Origin of the sequence: Haladaptatus sp. SPP-AMP-3, from assembly GCF_049568665.1 — an archaeon.
GTDB lineage: Archaea > Halobacteriota > Halobacteria > Halobacteriales > Haladaptataceae > Haladaptatus > Haladaptatus paucihalophilus.
Window position 1 is genome coordinate 1,717,772 of record NZ_CP145897.1, and the last position, 20,964, is coordinate 1,738,735.

A 20,964-nucleotide genomic window follows, 5' to 3' on the forward strand; every position below is an offset into this window, starting at 1 on the left:
GCCGTTTCCCACTGTTTGCGCTACTTTGACAACACTTTCTCGACGCTCGCCGCGACGCTTCGGGCCTTTTCGGCGAGTTCCTCGGAGATGTGGCCCGTTTCGACGGCCGCGTCGAGTTCGTCGTCGTCCACCCGCTCGACGGTTCCGTCGGGGCGCTTGACGACATCGACGTGGAGGTCCACGTAGCGGACCGACCGGGGGAACAGTTCGACGGGCGTGCAGACGTTGACGTAGGTGCCCTTCGATTTCCCATTTTCGCTCCGGTAGGCCGTCGGATACCACCATCTGCCCTCGCGGAACTTCGTGATGGCCACGTCGCCGCGCTCGCGGTCGGTGCCGATGGCGTCGTAGGTCCCGGAACTCCCCATCTCGCGTCGGACGGTGTACTTTCCGGCCTCGGGGTCCGCCTCCGCGACGGCCCCTTTACCCAACGAGAAACAGCGACCGTCGGGCTTGCCGTGGTCGATGAACACCTCGTCGTCCGCATCGGGGCCGAACCCGCGAAGGGTCGCGCCGGTCGGCATCCCGTCGAACGCCTCCTCGCTGTCGTCGTAGAGGTCCTCCGCGAAATCGACCGCCGTGCTCGCCGACGAGTCGGCGGCCTTGATTCGGTGATGGCCGGGGAGCGTGGTCGTGACCTCCCGGCGAGCCTCGTCCAGTTCGAATCGGGATTCGCGGCCGAACCACAGCCACGCGGTCGCTTCGGGGTCGGCGACGGTTCGCGGGCCATCGATATCCGACTCCTCGGCCAGCGCGCCGTCGATGGTTTCGGCGCGAGAGACGGCCGCGGAGAGCGCGGCGTTCATCTCGTCCAGCGTGGCGTCGGCCGCGGCGTACTCCCAGCGGACGCCCCACTCGTCGGGAACATCCGTCGGAAGCATCTCGGTCGTGCGGGCGAGTTCGCGCCTGCTGGCGTCGTCCGGCGCGCTGGCGACGACTTCGTTCACCCCCTTCGAGAGGCTGGCGACGCCGCCGAACACCTGCACGTCGGTTCCGAGGAGGGAGCGGTCGCGCGACCACGGCGGTTCGGGGTCGTGAACCTGCACGCGAACGTGGTCGCCGTCGTCGATTCGACGGTCGATGGCGCGGAACGGGAGAAAGCCCTCGCCGCGGTCGTCGCCGAAGTCCACGACGGCACCGCTTCCGAGGGTGTCGCTGACGACGCCATCGAACAGCGCCGCGCGCGGGGCCGGGTCCTCCCAGTGGAAGGTGTCGATGGCGGTAGCCGCCACCCGGCATGCGACTCGGGAGACGGTTTCGGGGTCGCCGGAGATACCGATGCCTTGCCTGTCGTCGGTCGTCTCGACCGTGGCGTCGTACTCGCCGGTGTCGAACGACTCGTCGAATCGGCGTCTGATGGGCGGCGAGGCCTGCACCACGTCGAACTCGTCACCGAGCAGGTGCGTGAGTGCGGTGGTGTAGATTCCTCTGATGCGGATTCGGCTCATGGCTGATAGAGAAACGAACGGAGGTCGGTCGTCGTATCGAACGAGAGAGCGTGCATACCTGCCGGTTGGCAGGCAGGGGTTTTCAGGATGACGAGGTTCGGTCGGTCGCGGGAGAAATCAGTCGTCGGCGGGGACGGTGCCGGTCCAATTCGCGTCGGTGACGCTCGAATTGGGGTCGGCCACGGACGGCGTTTCCACGTCGTCCGACGGTTCGGTCGCGTCATCGGCCGCTTCGTCAGCGGCGTCGTTGTCTCGTCGTGTTGTTCCTTTCGGCGGTGCGGAGTACATAATTCCTCGGCTCTGGCTGACGGGTGTCATGGTGTGACGTGATGGGCGATTCCGGTTATTAAGAGTGACCCTACAGGAATAATACGATATATAAACACATATTAGGAATCAAAGGAAGCTCGTGCCGAACGATTTACTCTTCGGCTGTGCGAACTCGAAACATGGACGAGAAACGGGACCCGGTCGCTCGCGGGATGGACGATTCAGTCGATCTATACGGCATCTCGACGTGGGAGGAACGGACGCGTCTCGATTGGTTTGCGACGAAGGTGTACGGCGCGCTCGTGGTCTCGACGCGCGCCTTGGTCATCCTCCTCGCCGCGGCGATTCTCCTGGTGCAGTTCGTTTTCGGCGGCTTGGCGGCACTTGGCAACAACCCTTGGGTCGGCGTCTTCGTCCTCCTCTCGGTCGTGCCGGCGTTCGCGCTCGCCGCCTACATCTGGCACGCCGACGTGGCGATGTCGGAACCCCTTCCGCTTCTCGTCGGGACGTTCCTGCTCGGCGTCCTGTTCGCCATGTTCGCGGCGGTGTTCAACTCGTACCTGCAACCGCTGTTTACCGGAATTCCGCTCTTTGGCGCGGTGCTCTACTTCTACCTCATCGTCGGCCCGGTCGAGGAGACGGTGAAGTGGCTGGCCGTGCGGTTGTTCGCCTACCGGAGCGACAGGTTCAACGCCGTCATCGACGGGGCCGTCTACGGCGCGATGGCCGGACTCGGCTTTGCGACCATCGAGAACGCGCTCTACATCAGCCAGGGCGTGCTCTCGTCCGGTGGCGTCGACCCGATTCTGAACGCCGGGCAGACCACCGTGTTCCGACTGTTCGCCGGGCCGGGCCACGTCATCTACTCCGCGTTCGCGGGCTACTACCTCGGCTTGGCGAAGTTCAACCGCGAGAACGCGGGTCCCATCGCGGTCAAGGGACTGCTCATCGCGGCGTTCATCCACGCGACGTACAACACGCTCGTCGGATTCGTCCCCGACCTGATAGCCGCCTTCTACCCCGGCATCACGCCCGGCATCGCCTACATCGCGTTCGTGTTCGTCTACGACGGCTTCTTCGGCTACCTGCTCTACCGGAAGATATCGCGCTACCGCGTCATGTACGCCGAGGTGGAAGAAAAGCAAGGGGTCGCGGACGAGCGACGGGCCACACCCGAACGGCGGAAGCGACGCGAACCCGTGCAGTTCGACTCGGGCGACGGCAGCGGACTGCTCGGCGGCGAAGCCGACAGCGGCCTGCTCGGAAACGACGGTGACACCGACTTCGCCAACGGTGGCTGGAACGACACCGAGAGCAGCGAGGAGAACGAAAGCGACGAAAGCAACGAAGAGGACGAAAACGCCGAAGACGAACGTTCCGACGAGTTCTCGGAATTCGACTTCTAGCGCCGGTCCGCGAGCAGTTCGTCGGCGTACTTCGCCAGCACGTCCACTTCGAGGTGTACGGGGTCGCCGGGTTCCTTTTCCGAGAGGTTCGTCACCCGCCGCGTCGTCGGGATGATGGCGACGGTGAACGTGTCCTCCCCTTTCTCGGCCACCGTGAGGCTGATACCGTCCAGCGCGACCGACCCTTTGTCGACGATGTACTGCCCGAAGTCCTCGGAGACGGCGAACTCGTACTCCCAGTCTTCACCGACTTCGCGCACGTCCACAACTTCGGTCGTCGTATCGACGTGCCCCTGCACGAAGTGCCCGTCGAGGCGGGCGTCGGCCCGAAGCGCGCGTTCGAGGTTGACGACATCGCCTTCCCCGACTTCGCCGAGGTAGGTCTTTGCCACCGTCTCGGCCGCCAGAAACACCTCGAACGAGTCGTCGTCGAACGTCTCGACGGTCAGACAGGCCCCGTTGACGGCGATGCTCGCGCCGTCTACCACGTCCGAAAGCACCTCGTCGGCCGCGATGGTGAGCCGACGGCCGCCCTCGGTCTCCTCGACGCGACGAATCTCGCCGACTTCCGAAACGATTCCGGTAAACATAACGGAACTGTGACGCCGAGCGGTTGAAAACGGTTCCGAATCGGAAGGCCGTGACGGCGGATTTTTGGTCGGGGGGACGGAAATACGGGCATGAAACTGGGCATCCTCGACACCGTGAGCCTCGCCGCGACGCTGGTGCTCGCCCTCCCCATCGCGCTCTTGGGTATCGACCGCATCATCGCGGGGCAGGCCGCCCTCGGCGGCGCGTTCGTCGCCATCGGCGTTCTCATGGTCCTCCTCCGCGAGAAACTGACGACCCCCTCCGACGTGCCCGCCAGCGCGGCACAGAAGGTCGTCGGCAAGGTTGCGAAAACCGACGACGACGAAGAGTAGGACAAAACGGAGATTTTCGCACACGAGTAAACCGGGAGAACGTCGGCGAGGATGGACGACGCGAGGAGAATAAACGACGACGCCGCAACCGGAAAATCGAACGGGGCAGTTACGACCGCGACTGCCAGGGACCACCCACCGCCTTTTCCGCCCTTTTCACCGCCTGTTCCACCATCCCGGACGGCAGGCGGGCGCGGTCGCCGACCGCGCCCGCCAAGCGATTCCACGAGTTGCCGTGGTTTCGACCGGACGGATAACCGCCGAAAGCGCCCGAGAGGGGAACGGGAACCCCAGTCCGCGGTCGGCACGGTATCGTCCGTTCCCCTCGTTAGGGAACAGTACGATAGGATAGCAAATAGTAGAAGGAGAAGAATGATAGTACAATTCAGGAGTAAATAGTAGACTAAAGTAGATTTTAGTAAGATTCAGTACTACACAGTATATCCGCGAAGAGAACACGTTCGAGCGTCAAAAACGGGGTTTTTCTGAAATTCGAGGCGAAATCGGCGTCTCCTCCCTCGCGCCGCTCAGTTCAACTCGTAAATCTCGCCGTACTTCTCGGTCACGTAGTCGAGGAAGTACTCGGCGGTGAGGGGTTCGCCGGTCGCCTCCTCGATGAGTTCGTCGGTGGTGTACTTTTGCCCCTGTTCGTGGATGTTCTCGGTCAGCCAGTCGCGGATGGGGGCGAACTCACCTTCGCGGATGAGTTCCATCGGGTCGTCCAGTTCCTCCTCGATGGTCGCCCAGAGTTGGGCGGCGAAGACGCTGCCGACGGTGTAGTTCTGGAAACTGGCGAAGCCGCTCGTCCAGTGGATGTCCTGTAGGCAGCCCTCCGAGTCGGTGTCGGGGACGACGCCGAGGTACTCGTCCATGAGTTCGTTCCAGCGGGCGGGGATGTCGTCCACGTCGAGGTCTCCGGCGACGAACTCCTGTTCGATTTCGGAGCGGAGAATGATGTGCATGTGGTAGGTCAGTTCGTCCGCCTCGACGCGGATGAGGTTGTCCGTGAACACCTGATTGGCCGCTTCGTAGGCGTCCTCGGCCGTGACGTCCTCGAACTCGGGGAAGTGCTCGGCCACGGTCGAGAGGAAGAACTCCCAGAACGCCTCCGTGCGGCCGACGTGGTTCTCCCAGAACCGCGATTGGGATTCGTGAATCCCCGAGCTTCGCGACTGGCCGAGCGGCGTGCCGTAGGCGTCGTCCCGCAAGCCGAGTTGGTAGGTGGCGTGGCCGAACTCGTGGACCGTCGAGAAGATGGGATCCACGAACTCGTCCTCGTGGAATCGGGTCGTCACGCGGGCGTCGAACTGCGTCCCGGACATGAACGGATGCGGGGCGATGTCGAGGCGGCCGCGGTCCCAGTCGTAGTTCAACAGGTCGAGCGCGTCCCGACAGAGCGCCTCTTGGTCCGCGGGGTCGAACGTCCCGGCGAACGCGTCGGACGCGATGTCCGCGCCGTTCTCCTCGATCCCCTCGATGAGCGGAACCAATCCCACACGGAGTTCGTCGAATATCTCGTCGACGCGTTCGAGCGGGAGATACGGCTCGCCGTCCTCGAACATGACTTCGTAGGGGTCCTCGTCCGGAGCGATGTGCTCCGTACGCTCGATGTGGAGTTCGCGGAGTCGTTCGAGATAGGGAGCGAACGTCTCGAACTCGTCCTCGGCCTTCGCCTGCTGCCACGCCGGTTGCGCTTCGCTCGTCGTTTCGGAAATCTTCTCCACGAGGTCGCTCGGGACGGAAACCGCGCGGTCGTATTTGCGCCGGACTTCGCGCACGACGGCGGCCTGCTCGTCGTCCAAGTCCTCGCCCTCCAGTTCGTCCAGCAGTTCTCCCGTCCGCTCGTCGGTGAGCAGTTCGTGGCTTATCGACTGGAGCGCGGACAGTTGTTTCGCACGGGCGGGGGTGCCTCCCTCGGGCATCTTCGTCTGCTGGTCCCAGTAGAGAGTCATTCCGGCGTTTTCGACGTTCGAAATCCGTCGTTCCCGGTCGAGAAGCTCGGCGTAGGCGGAGTCCGATTCTTGTTCGGCTGTTGCCATGAGTGGAGTGTGCATCGTGAAACGGTATCAATGCACGGGTATCGGAAAGACGAAAAGACAAAAGAGCGGGACAGAACCGCGGTGTCGATACCGTTCGGCTATTTCGCTTCCGCGGCGTCGAGGATGTCGTCCACCGATTTTCCGTTCGGTTCGTTGTACAACAGCACGTCGAGTTCGAGCGTCGGCGCGCCGCTGACGAGGTTCTCCATGACGACGAGGCGCTCGCGGGCGCGGCTCATACCGACGTAGAAGACGCGGCGTTCGTTGTCCGTGAGAATCGGAACCGGGTCGGTTCCGGCGGTGAACTCGTCAACGCTGGGTACGTCGATGCCCTCGTTTTCGACGGTCGCCGCCATCTGCTCGACGACCTTCTCGGTCAGGTCGGTGCCGATGAACACGTGGTCCGCTTCACGACCTTTGGCGCTGTGGATGGTGCCGATACGGACGCGGCTCCGGTCCATATCCTGATACCGACCGCCGAAGTAGGCCTTCATGGAGCGCTTCTGGTAGCTCGTGACCTTCCGAACCATGTCCGACGCGGATTTCGGACCGGGCATGAACGGCGCGAAGTTCCGCACGAAGTCGGCGTCGAACTCCAGTTCGGTGAGGTCGTCCACCCCTTCTTCCTCCTTGCGCTCGTCGATGGCGTCGAACATCTCGTCGCGCTCGTTCGTGCCGAACGTGGATTCGGTCAGCATGTCCGCGAGTCGTCGGGCCTGAAGCCCGTCGATGGGTTCGTCCTCGTGAATCCGTTCGACCGCATCGACGTACTGGTTCAGTCGGTCGGTCCACATCCGCTGGTCGGTCAGCGTGCGGAACGGAATCCCCTCGTCGATGAACTCATCGACGAAGCGGAACATCTGGTAGCGAGCGCGGAACAACACCATCACGGTGCCGTCGAACTCCTCGATGGTGTAGCGGACGTTGCGCACGAGGTCCAGCATCGACGGGTTCTCCACCGCCTCGACGGTGCCGCCCTCCTTGCGCGGTTTGAGGTTCTTCTCCTGTCGCTCGTCGATGTGGGTGACCTCCTGCTGGACGACCTTGAGGACGCGGGAGGGGAGTCGGTGCGATGTGTCGAGAATCACGTCTTCGCCGCCCTCACCGAGGAGCAGTTTCGGGTCCGCGCCCTGCCACGCGTAGACGACCTGGTCGTCGTCACCGGCGATGAGGACGTTTTCCATGTGGTCTTTCCACTCCTCGTAGATGTCGAACTGGAGTTGGGTGATGTCCTGAAACTCGTCGATGACGAGGTAATCGACGCTCGGGAGGAGCGAGCGTTGTTTCACGCGTTCGAGCATGTCGGCGAAGCCGACGAGTCCCTCGTCGCCCTTGTACTTTCGCCACGCACGGATGGCTTCGGGAACGTCGAACCGGTCGTCGCTGCTCGGCCACGTCGGGGTGTATTTGTTCCCCTCCTGTGCGTTCGGGTCGATGTCCGGCGGGAGGCGAACCGTTTCGACGTCCCACTGGAAGGGAACGTCGTACCAGTCGGCGACCTGTCGCCGGGTTCGCTGGAGCCACTGGGAGGTGGCGATAATCTTGTTTCCGAGCGTCGTGGACCGGGCGGTGCGACGGCCCGAGCCGCTGTACTCGTCCTCGTATTCGAGACCGTAGTCTTCACAAAACTCCTTTTTGTCCTTCTCACCGACGACATCACCGCGAGAGAGATTGAGTAGTTCGTAGGCTTTCGCGTGCATCGTACAGACGTTCCCCTGCAGGGAACGCGGGTCGACGTCGAGTCGCTCGGCGAGGCGCTCCCGAACTTCGTTTGCCGCGGCGCGAGTGTACGAAACGACGAGGAGGTCGTTTACCGTAACGCCATCCTGTGAAAGAATGTCCTCTACCCTGTCGAGTAGTTCGGTGGTTTTACCGCTCCCCGGGCCACCGAACAACCGGGTCACTTTTGCGTCCGTCTCTGCCATTGGCGTGGTCATTACACCAGCACAAGTGCTGGGAACGTATAAAACGACGTGAATCGGATTCACGCGCCGGTCACGTGCCGCGAGATGAACGTGCCTCGCGTACGTTCGCGCCGTCTCGAACCTTGTCCTCGCAGTTCGGACAGACGCGAGGGGCGGTCACGTCGGGGGGCGTAAACACCCGTGCGTACGCCGCCGTCACGAACGAGCCGCAATTCTGACATTCGGGCATACACTCAACGTGGAAAAGTTGGAAATAATATACCAAATGTCTATCGACACGACGTCGAGGAATGTGCGCCGGAAAATCGAAAGGCGGCGGTCGAAAGACGATACGAGGGAAGCTCGAGGAATCAGGGCGGGTTACGGATTCCAACCGCAGACCGTACACTCGGTCGCGGTCCGGTTATGAAGTCCGCCGCATTCCGGACACTGCTTTTTATTATACTCCTGTTCCCAGTCTACTCGGTCGGTTTCGTGGCCGCGGTCTTCGAGGAACTGGTCGAACACGGATTCGTCGTCTCCGGTTGGTGCGGAGGCCATACATGCTATGGTAATGCACACCACCCATATAACCCTGATGGTCAAACAGACCCACACGTAGCGATAGGTGCGAAAACCGGCGAATCGAAGCTCAAGGGATGGACTACCGAGAGGCGACTCAGGGATTGGGATAAAATATCGAGGGCGACCTCAGGGTTTGGGGTCGAAATACCGGGCGAGTTCCGTCCCAAACTCATCGGCCAACAGCCCGATCTCGTCGCCGGAGAGGACGTCGTAGTCCGTTTTCAGCGTCGATTCGACGTGGACGCCCAACGCGGCGTCGAGGATGGCGTCGCTCCGGAGGAAATCCACGGCGGTCGTGAACTTGCGTTCCCGTTCGACCGCGTAGCGGTCGCCGTCGATGAACGGACCGTAGGCGTCCGAGTCGGCGTACTTCTCGTAAAAACCGGTCGCGTGAGCGCGGACGTGAACCGGCGGCCCGTCGTGGCGTTCGATAGCCGGACGTTCGGCGACCGAGAGTTCGAAGAAGAGGATCGCGGACTCGTCGGCGAAGAGGTCGGCCCGAAGCACGTCGAAACCCCGCCGTGAAAGGGCGTCACCGACGCCCGCGAGCGATTTCTGGAGTTGCGGATACAGCTGGTCCTCGACGACATCCGGTGCGTCGAAGCGAACCGCGACCGGCGTCGTCCCCCGCTCGGCGATGAAATCCCGGACTTCCTCGGCCGTGAGGGAGTTCGGCGGCTCGGGGAAGAACACGGATTCGCGCGGCGTTTCGAGCAGGTCGCGGGCGTAGTGTTGCACCCGTGCGACGTTCTCGGCCGAGAGGACGGCGGCGACGTTGCGTTCCGGGTCCGTCGGGTCGATGACCACCAGCGGGTCGCCGAACGTCGCCGTCCCGTGGTCCTCCGGGTCGAACCGGACGGGCGGGTGCCACTCCGCCGCCGCTGCGAGCACCTCACGAAAACCGCCGTATTCGAGAACCAGCAGTTCCGCGAGATAGCCCGAAAATCCCTTCGTCCGAAGGTCGCTGCCGTACGCGCCGATTCCCTTGAGGAACTGCTTGAACAGCAACACCTCGTCGGCGAGGTCGTCGTCCAACCGCGCTTCGAGATACGTCGTGTGGAACGGCGTGCGGTCCACCGCCGACTGGATGTCCGTCGCGGACTCGACGCGATAGCAGGGGACGAAATCCACGTCGAAGCCGTCGAACTGCCCCTTCACGTACGGGTGTTCCGCGTACTCCTCGTGGCCGTCCGGGAGGACGGCGTGACCGAGTTCCAACCCGAGCGATTCCAACTCCTCCCGGTCCATCTCCGGCGGAAACCGAACGAACAGGTCGATGTCCCGGTCACCGCTCGTCCACGTCCCGCGGGCGGTGCTCCCCACCTGAATCACGTCAGCGTCCACCGATAGGTCGGCAATCGCCTCCTCGGCGCGTTCCGTCAACTCACCGGCCGCCGCTCGAAGTCGCTCCCGTTCGTCGGCGTCGGGTCGTATCCGCGCTCGAACCGCCGAGGCGACCTCCTCGAACCGTGCCATCGAGCGAAAGTTTTCCACGAAGGCGTGAAAGCGTATCGATGCGTTCGAACGAAAACGAAAGCCCTATCAAAGGACTCCACCTACCTGGGAATGCAGTTGGAAGCCGCCGTAGCTCAGTTGGTAGAGCACCTGGTTGTTACCCAGGTTGTCCCAGGTTCGAGCCCTGGCGGCGGCGCTTCTTTAATTATTTGTTTTTCGAGGAGAGCGTCCTATGGTCCTCACGAACGGGATGTGCCATAGCTACGGGACACGATACCAGAGTCAAGAGTTCGGGCTATGAACGAGAAGGATACGTCGGTGAAATCGATTCTTTGCTGTGTACAACCCGGCAACTGGCGAAGTGTATTTGATCGAGATCGACGACGCTCCGACGAACAGTATGACGATACGGTGTGACAAGCCTGCGAACGGAAGTCGGAGGGAAATCAATTGGTACGCTGATTATCTATTCGATTCGGCTCTCCCTCGTTTGTGAAATGCGCCCACCATTCGGTAAGCTAAAGAGGGTCCACGAGCAAATTCGCACAAGGGCCCTTAGCTCAGTCTGGTTAGAGCGCTCGGCTCATAATGACGTCTGTCGGGTTCAGACGACATGGGATACCGGGTGGTCATTGGTTCGAATCCGATAGGGCCCATTTGCTGGCGCGAACTTCGTTCGTGAGCACCAGCAGTATGCTGCCCGAAGATTCGAACGAGGCGAGTCGCATGCCCGCGTAGTCGAACCGAAGGAGAGACGAGCAGGAACGTCTCGACGTGGTTCGAATCCGATAGGGCCCATTTCTTGTCGAACAATCCGCGAGCACCGCGTGGTGGGTGTGAGCGTCAGCGATTTACAGGCCACCCTTCGAGAATCCTCATTCCTGGAGCGCGACCAACAGCGCGAGCGCGCCGACGAGGAGCGCGACGAGGGCGAGGAGCGACTGCTCGCCAGTCGCGGTGCGAAACACCGCGTATCCGATAACCGCTCCGACGGAGAGCACGACCAGACCGCTCGCCGAACGAACCAGTTCGATGCGGAGCGTCGAAACCCCGCGACCCATCTCCTCGTTGATACCGAATCCGGTATGGCCGACGTCCCACGCGAGAACCGTGAAAAAGCCCGCGACGAGGAGAAACAGCGGTGACATCCCGAGCAGACCGGCGACCACGACGGCGACGAAAAGCAGGGCGATTCCCAGGGAGAAGACGCCGGACGAACCGCGGACGAGGCCGACGAGAAGGAAGAGGAGGCCGAACACAGCGGCGACGAGCGTGTACGCGGAGACGGCGGTGAGGAAGAGAACGCCGAGCGCCGAGAGGAGCGTCACGGCACTGCTCGAAAGCGGGGGCGTCCCGTCGGCGAGTCCCGGGTTACGAATCACGATACAACACCTCCTCGAGCGGGTCGGTCGGGTCCCAATCGAGGACGGGGATACCCGCGCTTCGGAGGTCGCTCAGTCGGGTGCCACGGGAGAGGGACGCGTAGCCGTGTGCGGCGTCCGGTGGCGCTGACGACGGCGCGGTCGGGTCCGGACTGATGACCGTGACGGGATATCCGTACGCGTCGAGGCGTCGCGCCGCCCGTTTCGCGCCGTCGTCGCAGACGGGTGATAGCAGGACGACTTGGGTCCCCTGACTCGCCAACCGATGGAACTCCGCCACCGCCGCCGACACGTCGAACTCGTCGTCAGGGACGGTCCACCCGAACGCGGGGTCCTCGGCGAGCGCGTCTCGAATCCGGGTCCGATGTGACTCCCCGGCGCTCGGCGGAAGCCAGCACGGGGTCGGGGACAACGCCGTGAGACCGACGGGCGTGCTATCCGCGGTTACCCGGTCCGTCACGCGTCGCGCCGCGGTGACGCACCATCGGACGCTCGGCCTGTCGCCGCCGGACGGTGACGGGTAGGCTTCCGCTCGGGCGTCGACGACGACCATGACCCGTTCGAGGCGGGATTCGCGGAAGTTGACCGTGGTGAACTCGCCCGTCTTCGCCGTCCGTTTCCAGTCGATTCGTGAGCGGGGGTCGCCGGGGCGATACTCCCGGACCGAGTGGAATTCGACGCCCGAACCGTCTATCGTGGAGCGCCCCCGTCCCGCGTGAATCGTGGGCCGGGTTCGGAGCGGAACGTCCGCGTCGAGCGTCTCCGTCTCCCGACACGAGAGTTCGGTCTTCGCGTCGGAGACGAACGTTCGGCGCGCGTAGACGCCGGTCGTGTCCCGCACGATGAGGAGCGCGGGGTCGAACTCGTGTCGCCCCGAAGCGGCCTCGACGGAGTAGGTGAACGTGGCTTCCTTTCCCGGCCGGAGCGCGGTGGCGAACCGAGGCGAACCGTCGGTCACCCGCAACCCGGCGGGCACGCCGTCGATGAGTCGGAGGTCCGTGAGCGTTGTGTCCTCCGTGTTCCGGACGGAGAGGGTGACGGTGACTTCCTCGCCCGGGTCGGGGTCGGTGTCGCTGACGGCGCGGTCGATGTCGACGGTCGCCGACGGCGGCGCACCGAGTCGGGCGGTTCCCGCGACGGTGATGCCGAACAGCGCGAGCAGGAGGAGTCCCGGCCGAAGGGTGACGATACCGAGTCCGCCAGCGACGAGCGCGGCCGCGGTCACGCCGCGCGTCCGTCCCGTTCGAGCGACCGTGGAATCACCGGTCCGACCGTTCGAATCCGACGAGCGAAGTTCGCTCGTCGTCACGACGGGGGCGTCGTCGAGCGTCCGCTCGGTCGCATCGGAGAGTTCCGGCGAGACATCGGCGTCGTCGAGCCGTCCTGCCAAGTCGGCGACCGCGTGGCGCGCTCGGCGAGCGAACGGCGGTTCGGACCCCCGAAGCGAGCGAAGGCGCTGTCGAACCGACAACGGCGGAACCACGTCGTCGGCGAAAAACGCCGCGGCAGCCGAGTCGTCGGTCCAACTGCCGTCGTCCAGCCGCGTCTCGATTTCGTCACGAGGCCGAGTTTCGGTTTGCGACAGGACGGTAACGGCCAGTTCCCGAATCTCGGCGCGGAACGCACGGCGGTCCGACGGGTCATCTTCGCGCCGGTCCGCCCATCGTATCTCGGCGACCCGGCGGGCGAACGCCGTCCCCGGATGGTCGTATCGGGGACGATTTTCGGGGCGGGGGAAGTCGTGTGGCTTCGTCCCATGGGAGTCCTCCGTATCGCGGCGAGCGTCGGTCCCCGCAAGCGCGTATCCCGCCGCGGCGAGTATCGTCATCGACCCGAGCAGGGCGAGCGGTGCCGTCCGCAGGACTCCCGTGGGGTCGAAGGCTCGTCCGACGCCCGGCGACGCGACGAGCAGAACTCCGACGAGGCTCGAAGCGACACCGAGGACGAGGGCGGGACGCTGCAACCGACTCATGTCTCGGAGGAGTCCGCACCGGTGGACCGGTCGGACCGTCGGATGTCTTCGAGTGCGGTCCGTGCGCGCCGTTCGCGCCCCTCGGTCGGAGCATCCCCGCCGTATCGAACCGAGCGGAACAGGGCGGTCAGTTCGGTCACCGGCGCTTCGGGAAGTCCGGCGCTGACCGCGCGCCGTGCGAGTTCGGCGGGGGTGTCGTGGGAACCGCGATGGGAATCGAGAAACGCTCGCATGTCCCTCCACGACCGGTACACGTCGTTCGTCGCGGGTTCGTCGTGGAGTTCGACCGGCGGACTCCGTGCGGGAGGCTCGTTCTCCGGCACGTCCGAACGTTCGCCGGGCGTCGCCTCGGCCCGAGCGTCGTCGTCGGTGAGCCGATAGAGGAGCACCAGCGCGCCGAGCAGGAGGAACAGGACGCCGACGGCGACCCGGCCGAGCGAGCGCCCGGACTGCACGCCGTGAGCGTCGAGACCGTTGTTCACGTTCAACTCGGGGAGCGGACGGTCGCCGAACGCCTGTCTGTTCGACCGCGCTTGACCGCCGTCGGGAGGAGCGGTGTCGGACGGGGGTGTGAACTCGGCGGGACGATTCTCGACCGGGCGTGCGGTGTGCAGCGTGCTCGCGGCGACGCCGAGGACGGCCAGCGCGAACACGGTCGTCAGGAGGGTGACTGCGTGGGACCGGTTCATGAACGGAAGGCTTCGCTCGGTGAATCAACTGTCGGCAAGATAAGATTTTTGAAACGGTTAAATCCGAATTCGAGCGGAAAGCAAACGAGGCCCTCCGACCGACTCACACGTCCGGCGTTTCGAGAATCGGCGGAACACCGGCCGCCGTCACGGTCTCGCCGACGAGGTACGAGGAGGCGGGACTGGCGAGGAACTGCGCGAGGTCGGCTATCTCCTCGGTGGTTCCGATGCGACGCTTGACGGTCTCGCGGTCGATATCGTCGGCGCTGACGCCCATCTGACTCTCGACGCCCGGCGTGGCGACGAACCCGGGCGCGATGCAGTTGACCCGCACGTCGTCGTCCGCCCACTCGTAGGCGAGGGTGGACGTGAGGTTGATGACGCCCGCCTTGGCCGCGCCGTAGTGGCTCATGTGGGGCGAACCCTTCTGTCCCGCGACGCTGGCGAGGTTGATGACGGTGCCACCACCGTTCTCGCGCATCTGCTCTCCGGCGACCTGCGTGCAGTGGTAGGTCCCGTGGAGGTTGATGTCCACGATGGTCTTCCAGCCGTTCTCGCTGATGTCCTCGAAGGGAGCCATGAAGCTCGCTCCCGCGTTGTTGACGAGGACGTCCACGCCGCCGAACTCGGAGACGGTGGCGTCCACGAGGGCGTCCACGGCGTCGCGGTCGGTCACGTCGCACTCGACCGCGACCGCTCGTCCCTCGCGGTCGCTTTCCGCGATGCCCTCGGCGACGGGTTCGACGTTCGCCAGTTCGCGCGAGCAGACGACGACGTTCGCCCCGTCGGCGGCGAATCGTTCGGCGATGGTCTTCCCGATACCGCTCGACGCGCCCGTTACGATTGCGGTTTTGTCGGTGACGCTGAACTGTTCGACGGTCATGCGATTTCCTCCGGGGTCGGCTGATTCGAAGCGAGTCTTTCCATTGGTAACTACAACGGCTACTATCTCGCCTCGCGTTAATAAATCTGGGCTGTGGTTTGTAATCGTTATCTTGATTCCCGAGGAGAGCGGATCCGTGGCATGGTCGAATCCGCGTACGGAACGGAGTGGCGAGCGGTGTTCTGGGACATCGGCGGCGTCATCCTCGACAGCGGGTCGGTTCGCCGAGCGCACGAGGCGTTCGTTCGGACCATCGTCGAGCGGTACGCACCGGAGGCATCCGTGGAGGACGCGCTCGCGCGGTGGCGGGCCGCGGTGGGGACCTACTTCCGGGAACGCGACGGGACCGAGTTCCGCCGCGCGCGAACCGCCTACGACCGCGCAGTGGACGAGATTTCCGGGGAGCCGATACCCGAAGACGAGTGGCGGCCGGTGTTCGAGTCGGTGACGACCGAGACGCTTCGACCCAACCCCGGTGCCGTCGAGGCGATAGAGCGACTGGCGACGGAGACGGGGATACACGTCGGCGTCGTCAGCGACGTGGACACCGAGGAAGGGAAGCGAATTCTGGAGACGTTCGGCGTGAGAGAGCGGTTCGATTCGATAACCACCTCGGAGATGGTCGGGCGAACCAAACCCGACCCGCGGATGTTCGAGACGGGCTTGCGGGCGGCGGACGTCCCGCCGAGCGACGCGGCAATGATAGGGGACCGCTACGAGCACGACGTCGCCGGTGCGTCCGCGGTGGGGATGACGGCCATCGGGTACGGTGCCGAGGAGGGTCCCGAGACGGACTACGCCATCGACGACCTTCGAGAGGTGCTCTCGATAGTCGGTGTGGAAGAGCGCGGGGAAACCGACGGGAATTGAGTCGGTCGTGCCGAACTACTCGGCGTCGTACCGGGTCAGGTGTTCGACTTCGCTCGAGTCGAGGTCGGAAAAGGCGTCCCTGGCGATGACGCGCTTGTGCACCTCGTCCGCGCCGTCCACGATGCGGAACTGACGGACGTTCTCGTAGAAATCCGCGAGCGGCAGGTCCTTGCCGATACCGTTGCCGCCGCAAATCTGGATGGCCGCGTCGATGGCGTCTTGGACGATGTTCGCGGCGTACACCTTGCTCATCGCCACCTCGATGCGGGCCTCTTGGCCCGCCGCGGTTCGCCGGGCGGCGTGGCGGACCATGGTTCGGACGGCGTGAAGTCGCATCTCGATGTCGGCGACCTCGAATCGTATCGACTGCTTCTCCGAGAGTGGGCCGTCGAACGCCTGCCGCTGGTCGGCGTAGGCTTTGGCGATGTCGATGGCCCGTTCGGCCATGCCGGAGTAGCGCATGCAGTGGGTGAGTCGCGCCGGGCCGAGTCGCCGTTGGGCGATGGCGAACCCGGCGTTCTCCGCGCCGAGCATGTTCTCCTCGGGGACGCGAACGTTCTCGTACTTGATTTCCGCGTGGCTCATCCCGGTGACGCCGCCGCCGACGTGCGGAATGTCCCGGACGATTTCCACGCCGGGCGTGTCGGCGGGCACGAGGAAGATGGAACAGCCTTCGTACGGATGGGCGTCGAGGTCGGTGAGCGCCATCACCAACAGCACGTTGGCCTCGCTTCCCTGCGTAGTCCACCACTTGTGACCGTTTATGACCCACTCGTCGCCGTCCTGCTCCGCGGTTGTCCGGAGCATCTTGGGGTCCGACCCCGCTCCCGTGTTCGGTTCGGTCATCGAGAAGCCGGATTTGGCCTCGCCCGCCACCAGCGGGTCGAGCCACCGCTCCTTTTGCTCCTCCGTTCCGACGAGTTCCAGCGTGTGCATGTTGCCCTCGTCGGGCGCATCGACGCGGATGGCGGTCGGTCCGAGGAGGCTTCGCCCGGCTTCCTCGAAGACGGGCAGCACCTCACCGAAATCCATTCCCATGCCGCCGTGTTCCTCGGGAATCTGGGGCGCGTACACGTCGTACTCGCGCGCCGTCTCGCGAAGCTGGCGAACGGTGTCGTCCGATACCGGTCCCTCGCCGAGGTGGTTCCGTTCGACGGGGATGACTTCTTCGCGGACGAACGTTCGGACGCGGTCGGCGACTTCCGTCCCGCGTTTCGGGTCGTCGTACTCCATACCCACAACCCCGGTTCACCAGTGTAAAAATATTTCCCTGGTTCTCTTATCCTCGTAAGTTCTATACCACTGTTGGACGTACAATCGACACGAATCCCGTCGTCGGGACGGCGGTCCGAGCAGCCCCGAGAGGACGAGCGCGACGGCCGAGAACCGACGGCAGACACGGGAGGAGGACCAATGACAAGGGACGACCAGACAACGGACGACCGGACAGCCGACGATCACGATTACTTCGACCGGCTCGTCGATAGGAACGCGCTACGGAACTACCTCGCGGCGGAACTGGGAGCGGCGACGGAGTACGCCGTCTCCCACCACGCGGAGGGCCACTCCAACGAGACCTTGTTCGTGACGTGGGGCGACGGGGAACTCGTCATCCGGCGGCCGCCGCCCGGCGAGACGGCCGAGACGGCCCACGACGTGCTCCGCGAGTATCGGGTGATGGACGCGCTCCAAGACACCGCCGTGCCGGTCCCGAGGACCGTACTGGCCTGTGAGGACCACTCGGTCATCGGAAGCGACTTCTACGTGATGGAGCGTCTCTCGGGCGACGTGCTCCGCGACGAGGAACCCGAGCGCTTCGGAACGACCGACGCGCGGCGGCGAATCGGCGAGGAACTGGTCGGAACGCTCGCATCGATTCACGCGCTCGACTACGAGGCCGTTGGGCTGGGCGAGTTCGGCTACCCGTCGGGGTACACCGAACGACAGGTCGAGCGGTGGACCAAGCAGTTGGACTGGGCGTTCGAGCGCACCGCCGAGGAGCGGGCCGTCCCGGAACTGGAGAGGGTCGGCGAGTGGTTGGTCGAACACTGCCCGACAGAGCACGAACACACGCTGGTTCACGGCGATTACAAACTCGACAACGTGATGTACGGGCCGGGCACGCCGCCCGAAATCGTCGGCGTCTTCGACTGGGAGATGGCGACGCTCGGCGACCCGCTGGCCGACCTCGGGTGGATGCTGTCCTACTGGCGCGACGCCGGGGACCCCGACCCGGCGACCCCGGAACTGACGGCCACGTTCATGGAAGCGGCGGACTATCCGACTCGTCGGGAACTCGTCGAGCGGTACGAGCGCGAGACGGGCATCGAGTACGACCACGACCGATTCTACCGGGCGCTCGCGGTGTACAAACTCGCGGCGCTCGGCGAGATGTTCTACCGGCGCTACCTCGAAGGCAACAGCGACGACCCGATGTACCCGAAGATGGAGGAGCGCGTTCCGGACCTCGCCCGGCGCGCGAAGGGGATACTGGACGGCGAGGAACCGCTGTGAGGACCCCGCAGCGGGGTGAACGAGACGAGAGTGAGTTAACAAACTTCTTTTTAAAAGCATTCTATAGCACCGATACTTGTGAAATGTGCATTTTTTGCTTACAGAAATAACCGCTCCGCGGTGGAGTTAAGATACCGCGGGCCGAAACGGTCGGTCGCATGACGGACACGGACATTGCGCGAGTGACGGTTCTCGGGGCCGGAAACATGGGGCACGGAATCACGGAAGTCGCCGCCATCGCCGGATACGACGTGACCATGCGCGACGTGAAAGAGGAGTTCGTCGCGGACGGATACGGGAACATCGAGTGGAGTCTGGAGAAGTTGGCCGAGAAAGGACGACTCGACGAACCGGCCGAGGACGTGCTCGACCGCATCGACACGGGGGTCGAGTTGGAATCGGCGGTCGCGGACGCGGACCTCGTTATCGAGGCGGTACCCGAGCGGATGGACCTCAAGAAGGACGTTTTCGCCGACCTCGACGAGTTCGCGCCGGAGGGCGCGATTCTGGCGTCGAACACATCCAGTCTGAGCGTCACCGAGATGGCGGGTGCGACCTCGCGGCCGGAGGACGTGATTGGGATGCACTTTTTCAACCCGCCGGTGAAGATGGATTTGGTCGAGGTCATCTACGGCGACCGGACGAGCGACGACACGGCCGAAGCGGCCTACGAGTTCGCACAGTCGCTCGGCAAGACGCCGATTTACGTGCGCAAGGACGTCCGCGGCTTCGTCGTCAACACGGTGCTCGGGCCGTTCGGCGACGAACCGGCGTGGATGGTGTCGAACGACGAGGCCACGATACGCGAGGTGGACGCCGCGATGGTCCACCGGCGGGGCTACCCGATGGGGCCGTTCGAACTCATGGACCTCACGGGCATCGACGTGGGCTATCACGTCCGCAACGAATCGGGACGGGAGATTCCGCCAATCATGGCCGAGAAGGTCGAGAACGACGAACTCGGACGGAAGACGGGACGGGGGTACTACGACTACGAAGACGGGGATGGGGTCAACTACGAACCCGGCGACGGCGAGGGGTTCGACACAGTCAGAATCGAGGCCCGAATGGTCAACGAGGCGGCGCGACTGGTCGGCGACGGCGTGGCCCGACCCGACGAAATCGACACCGGCGTTCGCCTCGGCCTCGGCTTCCCGGAGGGCATCTGCCGACGCGGGGACAAACTCGGCCTCGATGTCGTCCTCGACGAACTCGAAACCCTGCACGAGGAGACGGGCGAGAACCGATTCGAACCCGACGACTACCTCGTCGAACTGGTCGAGGCGGGGAAGACCGGCGAGGATGCGGGAGAAGGCTTCCACGAGTACGGCACGAGCGGCGACGGCCCCGGTGACTACCGATTTTTGAACTACGACCTCACAGAGAACGGATTGCTCGCCGTGGAGCTCGACCGGCCCGAGCGGATGAACGCCCTCTCCGCGGACCTGCTGGGCGAAATCGACGACCTGCTCACGTCGGTCGACGTGGACGAGGTTCGATGCGTCACGTTCGAAGGCGCTGGCGACCGGGCGTTCAGCGCCGGGGCGGACATCGGCGGGTTCGCTGACGCCACCCCAACGGACTTCATGGACGTGACGCCGACGTTCGAGACGGTCAACGACTTCGAGCGCCCGACCGTCGCCAAGGTTGACGGCTACTGTCTGGGCGCGGGACTGGAGTTGGCGCTGGCCTGTGACCTCAGAATCGCCACGGAGGAATCCGAGTTCGGGTCGCCCGAGATTCGCCTCGGCCTGATTCCCGGCGGCGGCGGCACCCAGCGCCTCCTTCGATTGCTCGGCGAGACGCGCGCCACGGAACTCGTATTCCGGGGCAACCGCATCGACGCCGACCGCGCCGAGGAGTGGGGTCTCATCAACCGCGCCGTCCCCGACGACGAGTTCGAGGACGTCGTTGCGGAGTTCGTGGACGACCTGCTCGAAGGGCCGCCGCTCGGCCTGAAGGTGGCGAAGAAAGTGATGAACGAGGGCGAGGACGCGAGCCTCGACGCCGCGCTCGCCATGGAGAGTCAGGGCTTCGGCCTGCTCATGAGCACCGACGACGTGCGGGAGGGGACCGCCGCGTTCCGCGAGGACCGCGACCCCGAATTCACGGGTGAGTGACGTGGCGCTCTCGTTCGAGGAACTGGACGTCGGCCGTCGGATGACGACCCCTTCACGGACCATCACCGAGGCAGACGTGGTGAACTTCGCGGGCGTGAGCGGCGACTTCAACACGCTCCACACCAGCGAAACCGAGATGAAAAGTTCGGAGTTCGGGGAGCGAATCGCCCACGGCGCGCTCGTGTTCTCGGCGATGACCGGTCTCACGCGGCGTATCGCCGACGACCGTGCCGAAGTAGTTGCGTTCTACGGCGTGGACCGACTGCGCTTCACAGCCCCGGTATTCTTCGGCGACACGGTTCACGTCGAGTTGGAACTGCTCGAAAAGGAACGGAGGGACCACCCGACCGCGACCGGCGTCGTTCGATACGAAGCCGAAGTCCTGAACCAGCGCGAGGACGTCGTGCTGTCGTGCGAACTCCTCTCGCTCGTGCGGTAACGGTGTCCGTTCGAACGGTAACGGAGTCCGTTCGGTACCGACATCCGCTCGTCCGGTAGCGAAGC

19 protein-coding genes and 2 tRNA genes are annotated in these 20,964 nt (G+C 64.3%); 8 read left to right on the plus strand and 13 right to left on the minus strand.

Annotated elements, in window-relative coordinates; all coding sequences use genetic code 11:
- Positions 1–20: 20 nt before the first annotated feature.
- Both V5735_RS09680 and V5735_RS09685 read right to left on the minus strand, forming a co-directional pair.
- The gene (locus tag V5735_RS09680) at positions 21–1,448 is read right to left on the minus strand and encodes a DUF402 domain-containing protein (protein ID WP_423743328.1); all 1,428 of its coding nucleotides are present in this window, start codon (positions 1,446–1,448) and stop codon (positions 21–23) included.
- A gap of 117 nt (positions 1,449–1,565) precedes the next feature.
- Positions 1,566–1,736 (minus strand): hypothetical protein, encoded by a 171-nt coding sequence (locus V5735_RS09685; protein ID WP_423743329.1) that lies wholly within the window; start codon positions 1,734–1,736, stop codon positions 1,566–1,568.
- 161 nt (positions 1,737–1,897) lie between these two features.
- Between V5735_RS09685 and V5735_RS09690 the strand changes: the two genes are divergently transcribed.
- Positions 1,898–3,124 carry a PrsW family intramembrane metalloprotease gene (locus V5735_RS09690; RefSeq protein WP_423743330.1) on the plus strand — a complete coding sequence of 409 codons (1,227 nt, stop codon included), beginning with the start codon at positions 1,898–1,900 and terminating at the stop codon, positions 3,122–3,124.
- Here the strand turns inward: V5735_RS09690 and V5735_RS09695 are convergent.
- Positions 3,121–3,714, minus strand: a complete 594-nt coding sequence (locus V5735_RS09695) for a riboflavin synthase (RefSeq protein WP_423743331.1) — start codon at positions 3,712–3,714, stop codon at positions 3,121–3,123. The genes V5735_RS09690 and V5735_RS09695 overlap by 4 nt on opposite strands.
- 90 nt (positions 3,715–3,804) lie before the next feature.
- On the opposite strand from V5735_RS09695, the gene V5735_RS09700 reads away from it, so the two are divergent.
- A complete protein-coding gene (locus V5735_RS09700; RefSeq protein WP_423743332.1) occupies positions 3,805–4,047 on the plus strand; it encodes a DUF7533 family protein in 243 nt (80 codons plus the stop codon).
- A 527-nt stretch (positions 4,048–4,574) separates the two neighbouring features.
- Here the strand turns inward: V5735_RS09700 and V5735_RS09705 are convergent.
- From V5735_RS09705 to cca, 5 genes are all read right to left on the minus strand, one after another.
- The gene (locus tag V5735_RS09705) at positions 4,575–6,086 is read right to left on the minus strand and encodes a carboxypeptidase M32 (protein ID WP_423743333.1); all 1,512 of its coding nucleotides are present in this window, start codon (positions 6,084–6,086) and stop codon (positions 4,575–4,577) included.
- 98 nt (positions 6,087–6,184) lie between these two features.
- Positions 6,185–8,011 carry a UvrD-helicase domain-containing protein gene (locus V5735_RS09710; protein WP_423743334.1) on the minus strand — a complete coding sequence of 609 codons (1,827 nt, stop codon included), beginning with the start codon at positions 8,009–8,011 and terminating at the stop codon, positions 6,185–6,187.
- A gap of 70 nt (positions 8,012–8,081) precedes the next feature.
- The gene (locus tag V5735_RS09715; protein WP_423743335.1) at positions 8,082–8,240 is read right to left on the minus strand and encodes a DUF7563 family protein; all 159 of its coding nucleotides are present in this window, start codon (positions 8,238–8,240) and stop codon (positions 8,082–8,084) included.
- Between the two features lie 131 nt (positions 8,241–8,371).
- The gene (locus V5735_RS09720; RefSeq protein ID WP_423743336.1) at positions 8,372–8,551 is read right to left on the minus strand and encodes an HVO_0416 family zinc finger protein; all 180 of its coding nucleotides are present in this window, start codon (positions 8,549–8,551) and stop codon (positions 8,372–8,374) included.
- A gap of 150 nt (positions 8,552–8,701) precedes the next feature.
- Entirely contained in the window at positions 8,702–10,051 is a 1,350-nt protein-coding gene (gene cca / locus V5735_RS09725) for a CCA tRNA nucleotidyltransferase (protein WP_423743337.1), read from the minus strand.
- A 102-nt stretch (positions 10,052–10,153) separates the two neighbouring features.
- Between cca and V5735_RS09730 the strand changes: the two genes are divergently transcribed.
- Both V5735_RS09730 and V5735_RS09735 read left to right on the plus strand, forming a co-directional pair.
- Positions 10,154–10,226 (plus strand) — tRNA-Asn (locus V5735_RS09730).
- Positions 10,227–10,579: 353 nt separating this feature from the next.
- Positions 10,580–10,686: transfer RNA gene (locus V5735_RS09735), tRNA-Ile, on the plus strand.
- Positions 10,687–10,905: 219 nt separating this feature from the next.
- Here the strand turns inward: V5735_RS09735 and V5735_RS09740 are convergent.
- The 4 genes from V5735_RS09740 to V5735_RS09755 all read right to left on the minus strand — a co-directional run bounded on the left by V5735_RS09740 (position 10,906) and on the right by V5735_RS09755 (position 14,956).
- On the minus strand, positions 10,906–11,412 hold the full coding sequence (locus V5735_RS09740; protein ID WP_423743338.1) for a DUF7519 family protein: 507 nt from the start codon (positions 11,410–11,412) through the stop codon (positions 10,906–10,908).
- Positions 11,402–13,384 (minus strand): DUF7269 family protein, encoded by a 1,983-nt coding sequence (locus tag V5735_RS09745; RefSeq protein ID WP_423743339.1) that lies wholly within the window; start codon positions 13,382–13,384, stop codon positions 11,402–11,404. Before V5735_RS09745 ends, V5735_RS09740 begins: the two co-directional genes overlap by 11 nt.
- Positions 13,381–14,073, minus strand: a complete 693-nt coding sequence (locus V5735_RS09750) for a DUF4129 domain-containing protein (RefSeq protein ID WP_423743340.1) — start codon at positions 14,071–14,073, stop codon at positions 13,381–13,383. Before V5735_RS09750 ends, V5735_RS09745 begins: the two co-directional genes overlap by 4 nt.
- Before the next feature lie 103 nt (positions 14,074–14,176).
- Positions 14,177–14,956, minus strand: a complete 780-nt coding sequence (locus tag V5735_RS09755) for an SDR family NAD(P)-dependent oxidoreductase (protein ID WP_423743341.1) — start codon at positions 14,954–14,956, stop codon at positions 14,177–14,179.
- Positions 14,957–15,097: 141 nt separating this feature from the next.
- On the opposite strand from V5735_RS09755, the gene V5735_RS09760 reads away from it, so the two are divergent.
- Positions 15,098–15,826: an HAD family hydrolase gene (locus V5735_RS09760; protein WP_423743342.1), complete on the plus strand. Its 729-nt coding sequence runs from the start codon at positions 15,098–15,100 to the stop codon at positions 15,824–15,826.
- A 15-nt stretch (positions 15,827–15,841) separates the two neighbouring features.
- Here the strand turns inward: V5735_RS09760 and V5735_RS09765 are convergent, their stop codons facing one another.
- Entirely contained in the window at positions 15,842–17,059 is a 1,218-nt protein-coding gene (locus tag V5735_RS09765) for an acyl-CoA dehydrogenase family protein (protein WP_423743343.1), read from the minus strand.
- 180 nt (positions 17,060–17,239) lie between these two features.
- Here V5735_RS09765 and V5735_RS09770 point away from each other — a divergent pair, with 180 nt between their 5' ends.
- From V5735_RS09770 to V5735_RS09780, 3 genes are all read left to right on the plus strand, one after another.
- Complete coding sequence (locus V5735_RS09770) at positions 17,240–18,340, plus strand: phosphotransferase family protein (RefSeq protein WP_423743344.1); 1,101 nt, start codon at positions 17,240–17,242, stop codon at positions 18,338–18,340.
- Between the two features lie 158 nt (positions 18,341–18,498).
- The gene (locus V5735_RS09775; RefSeq protein WP_423743345.1) at positions 18,499–20,460 is read left to right on the plus strand and encodes a 3-hydroxyacyl-CoA dehydrogenase/enoyl-CoA hydratase family protein; all 1,962 of its coding nucleotides are present in this window, start codon (positions 18,499–18,501) and stop codon (positions 20,458–20,460) included.
- A gap of 1 nt (position 20,461) precedes the next feature.
- On the plus strand, positions 20,462–20,899 hold the full coding sequence (locus V5735_RS09780; RefSeq protein WP_423746015.1) for a MaoC/PaaZ C-terminal domain-containing protein: 438 nt from the start codon (positions 20,462–20,464) through the stop codon (positions 20,897–20,899).
- Positions 20,900–20,964: the final 65 nt, after the last annotated feature.

What these genes read in the sequence shown, in the direction of transcription:
- cca (WP_423743337.1), bottom strand. Translation starts at nt 10,051, where the DNA reads ATGGCACGGTTCGAGGAGGTCGCCTCGGCGGTTCGAGCGCGGATACGA.
- V5735_RS09685 (WP_423743329.1), bottom strand. Translation starts at nt 1,736, where the DNA reads ATGTACTCCGCACCGCCGAAAGGAACAACACGACGAGACAACGACGCC.
- V5735_RS09710 (WP_423743334.1), bottom strand. Translation starts at nt 8,011, where the DNA reads ATGGCAGAGACGGACGCAAAAGTGACCCGGTTGTTCGGTGGCCCGGGG.
- V5735_RS09715 (WP_423743335.1), bottom strand. Translation starts at nt 8,240, where the DNA reads ATGCCCGAATGTCAGAATTGCGGCTCGTTCGTGACGGCGGCGTACGCA.
- V5735_RS09705 (WP_423743333.1), bottom strand. Translation starts at nt 6,086, where the DNA reads ATGGCAACAGCCGAACAAGAATCGGACTCCGCCTACGCCGAGCTTCTC.
- V5735_RS09680 (WP_423743328.1), bottom strand. Translation starts at nt 1,448, where the DNA reads ATGAGCCGAATCCGCATCAGAGGAATCTACACCACCGCACTCACGCAC.
- V5735_RS09690 (WP_423743330.1), top strand. Translation starts at nt 1,898, where the DNA reads ATGGACGAGAAACGGGACCCGGTCGCTCGCGGGATGGACGATTCAGTC.
- V5735_RS09760 (WP_423743342.1), top strand. Translation starts at nt 15,098, where the DNA reads ATGGTCGAATCCGCGTACGGAACGGAGTGGCGAGCGGTGTTCTGGGAC.
- V5735_RS09765 (WP_423743343.1), bottom strand. Translation starts at nt 17,059, where the DNA reads ATGGAGTACGACGACCCGAAACGCGGGACGGAAGTCGCCGACCGCGTC.
- V5735_RS09750 (WP_423743340.1), bottom strand. Translation starts at nt 14,073, where the DNA reads ATGAACCGGTCCCACGCAGTCACCCTCCTGACGACCGTGTTCGCGCTG.
- V5735_RS09745 (WP_423743339.1), bottom strand. Translation starts at nt 13,384, where the DNA reads ATGAGTCGGTTGCAGCGTCCCGCCCTCGTCCTCGGTGTCGCTTCGAGC.
- V5735_RS09695 (WP_423743331.1), bottom strand. Translation starts at nt 3,714, where the DNA reads ATGTTTACCGGAATCGTTTCGGAAGTCGGCGAGATTCGTCGCGTCGAG.
- V5735_RS09720 (WP_423743336.1), bottom strand. Translation starts at nt 8,551, where the DNA reads ATGGCCTCCGCACCAACCGGAGACGACGAATCCGTGTTCGACCAGTTC.
- V5735_RS09700 (WP_423743332.1), top strand. Translation starts at nt 3,805, where the DNA reads ATGAAACTGGGCATCCTCGACACCGTGAGCCTCGCCGCGACGCTGGTG.
- V5735_RS09755 (WP_423743341.1), bottom strand. Translation starts at nt 14,956, where the DNA reads ATGACCGTCGAACAGTTCAGCGTCACCGACAAAACCGCAATCGTAACG.
- V5735_RS09775 (WP_423743345.1), top strand. Translation starts at nt 18,499, where the DNA reads ATGACGGACACGGACATTGCGCGAGTGACGGTTCTCGGGGCCGGAAAC.
- V5735_RS09770 (WP_423743344.1), top strand. Translation starts at nt 17,240, where the DNA reads ATGACAAGGGACGACCAGACAACGGACGACCGGACAGCCGACGATCAC.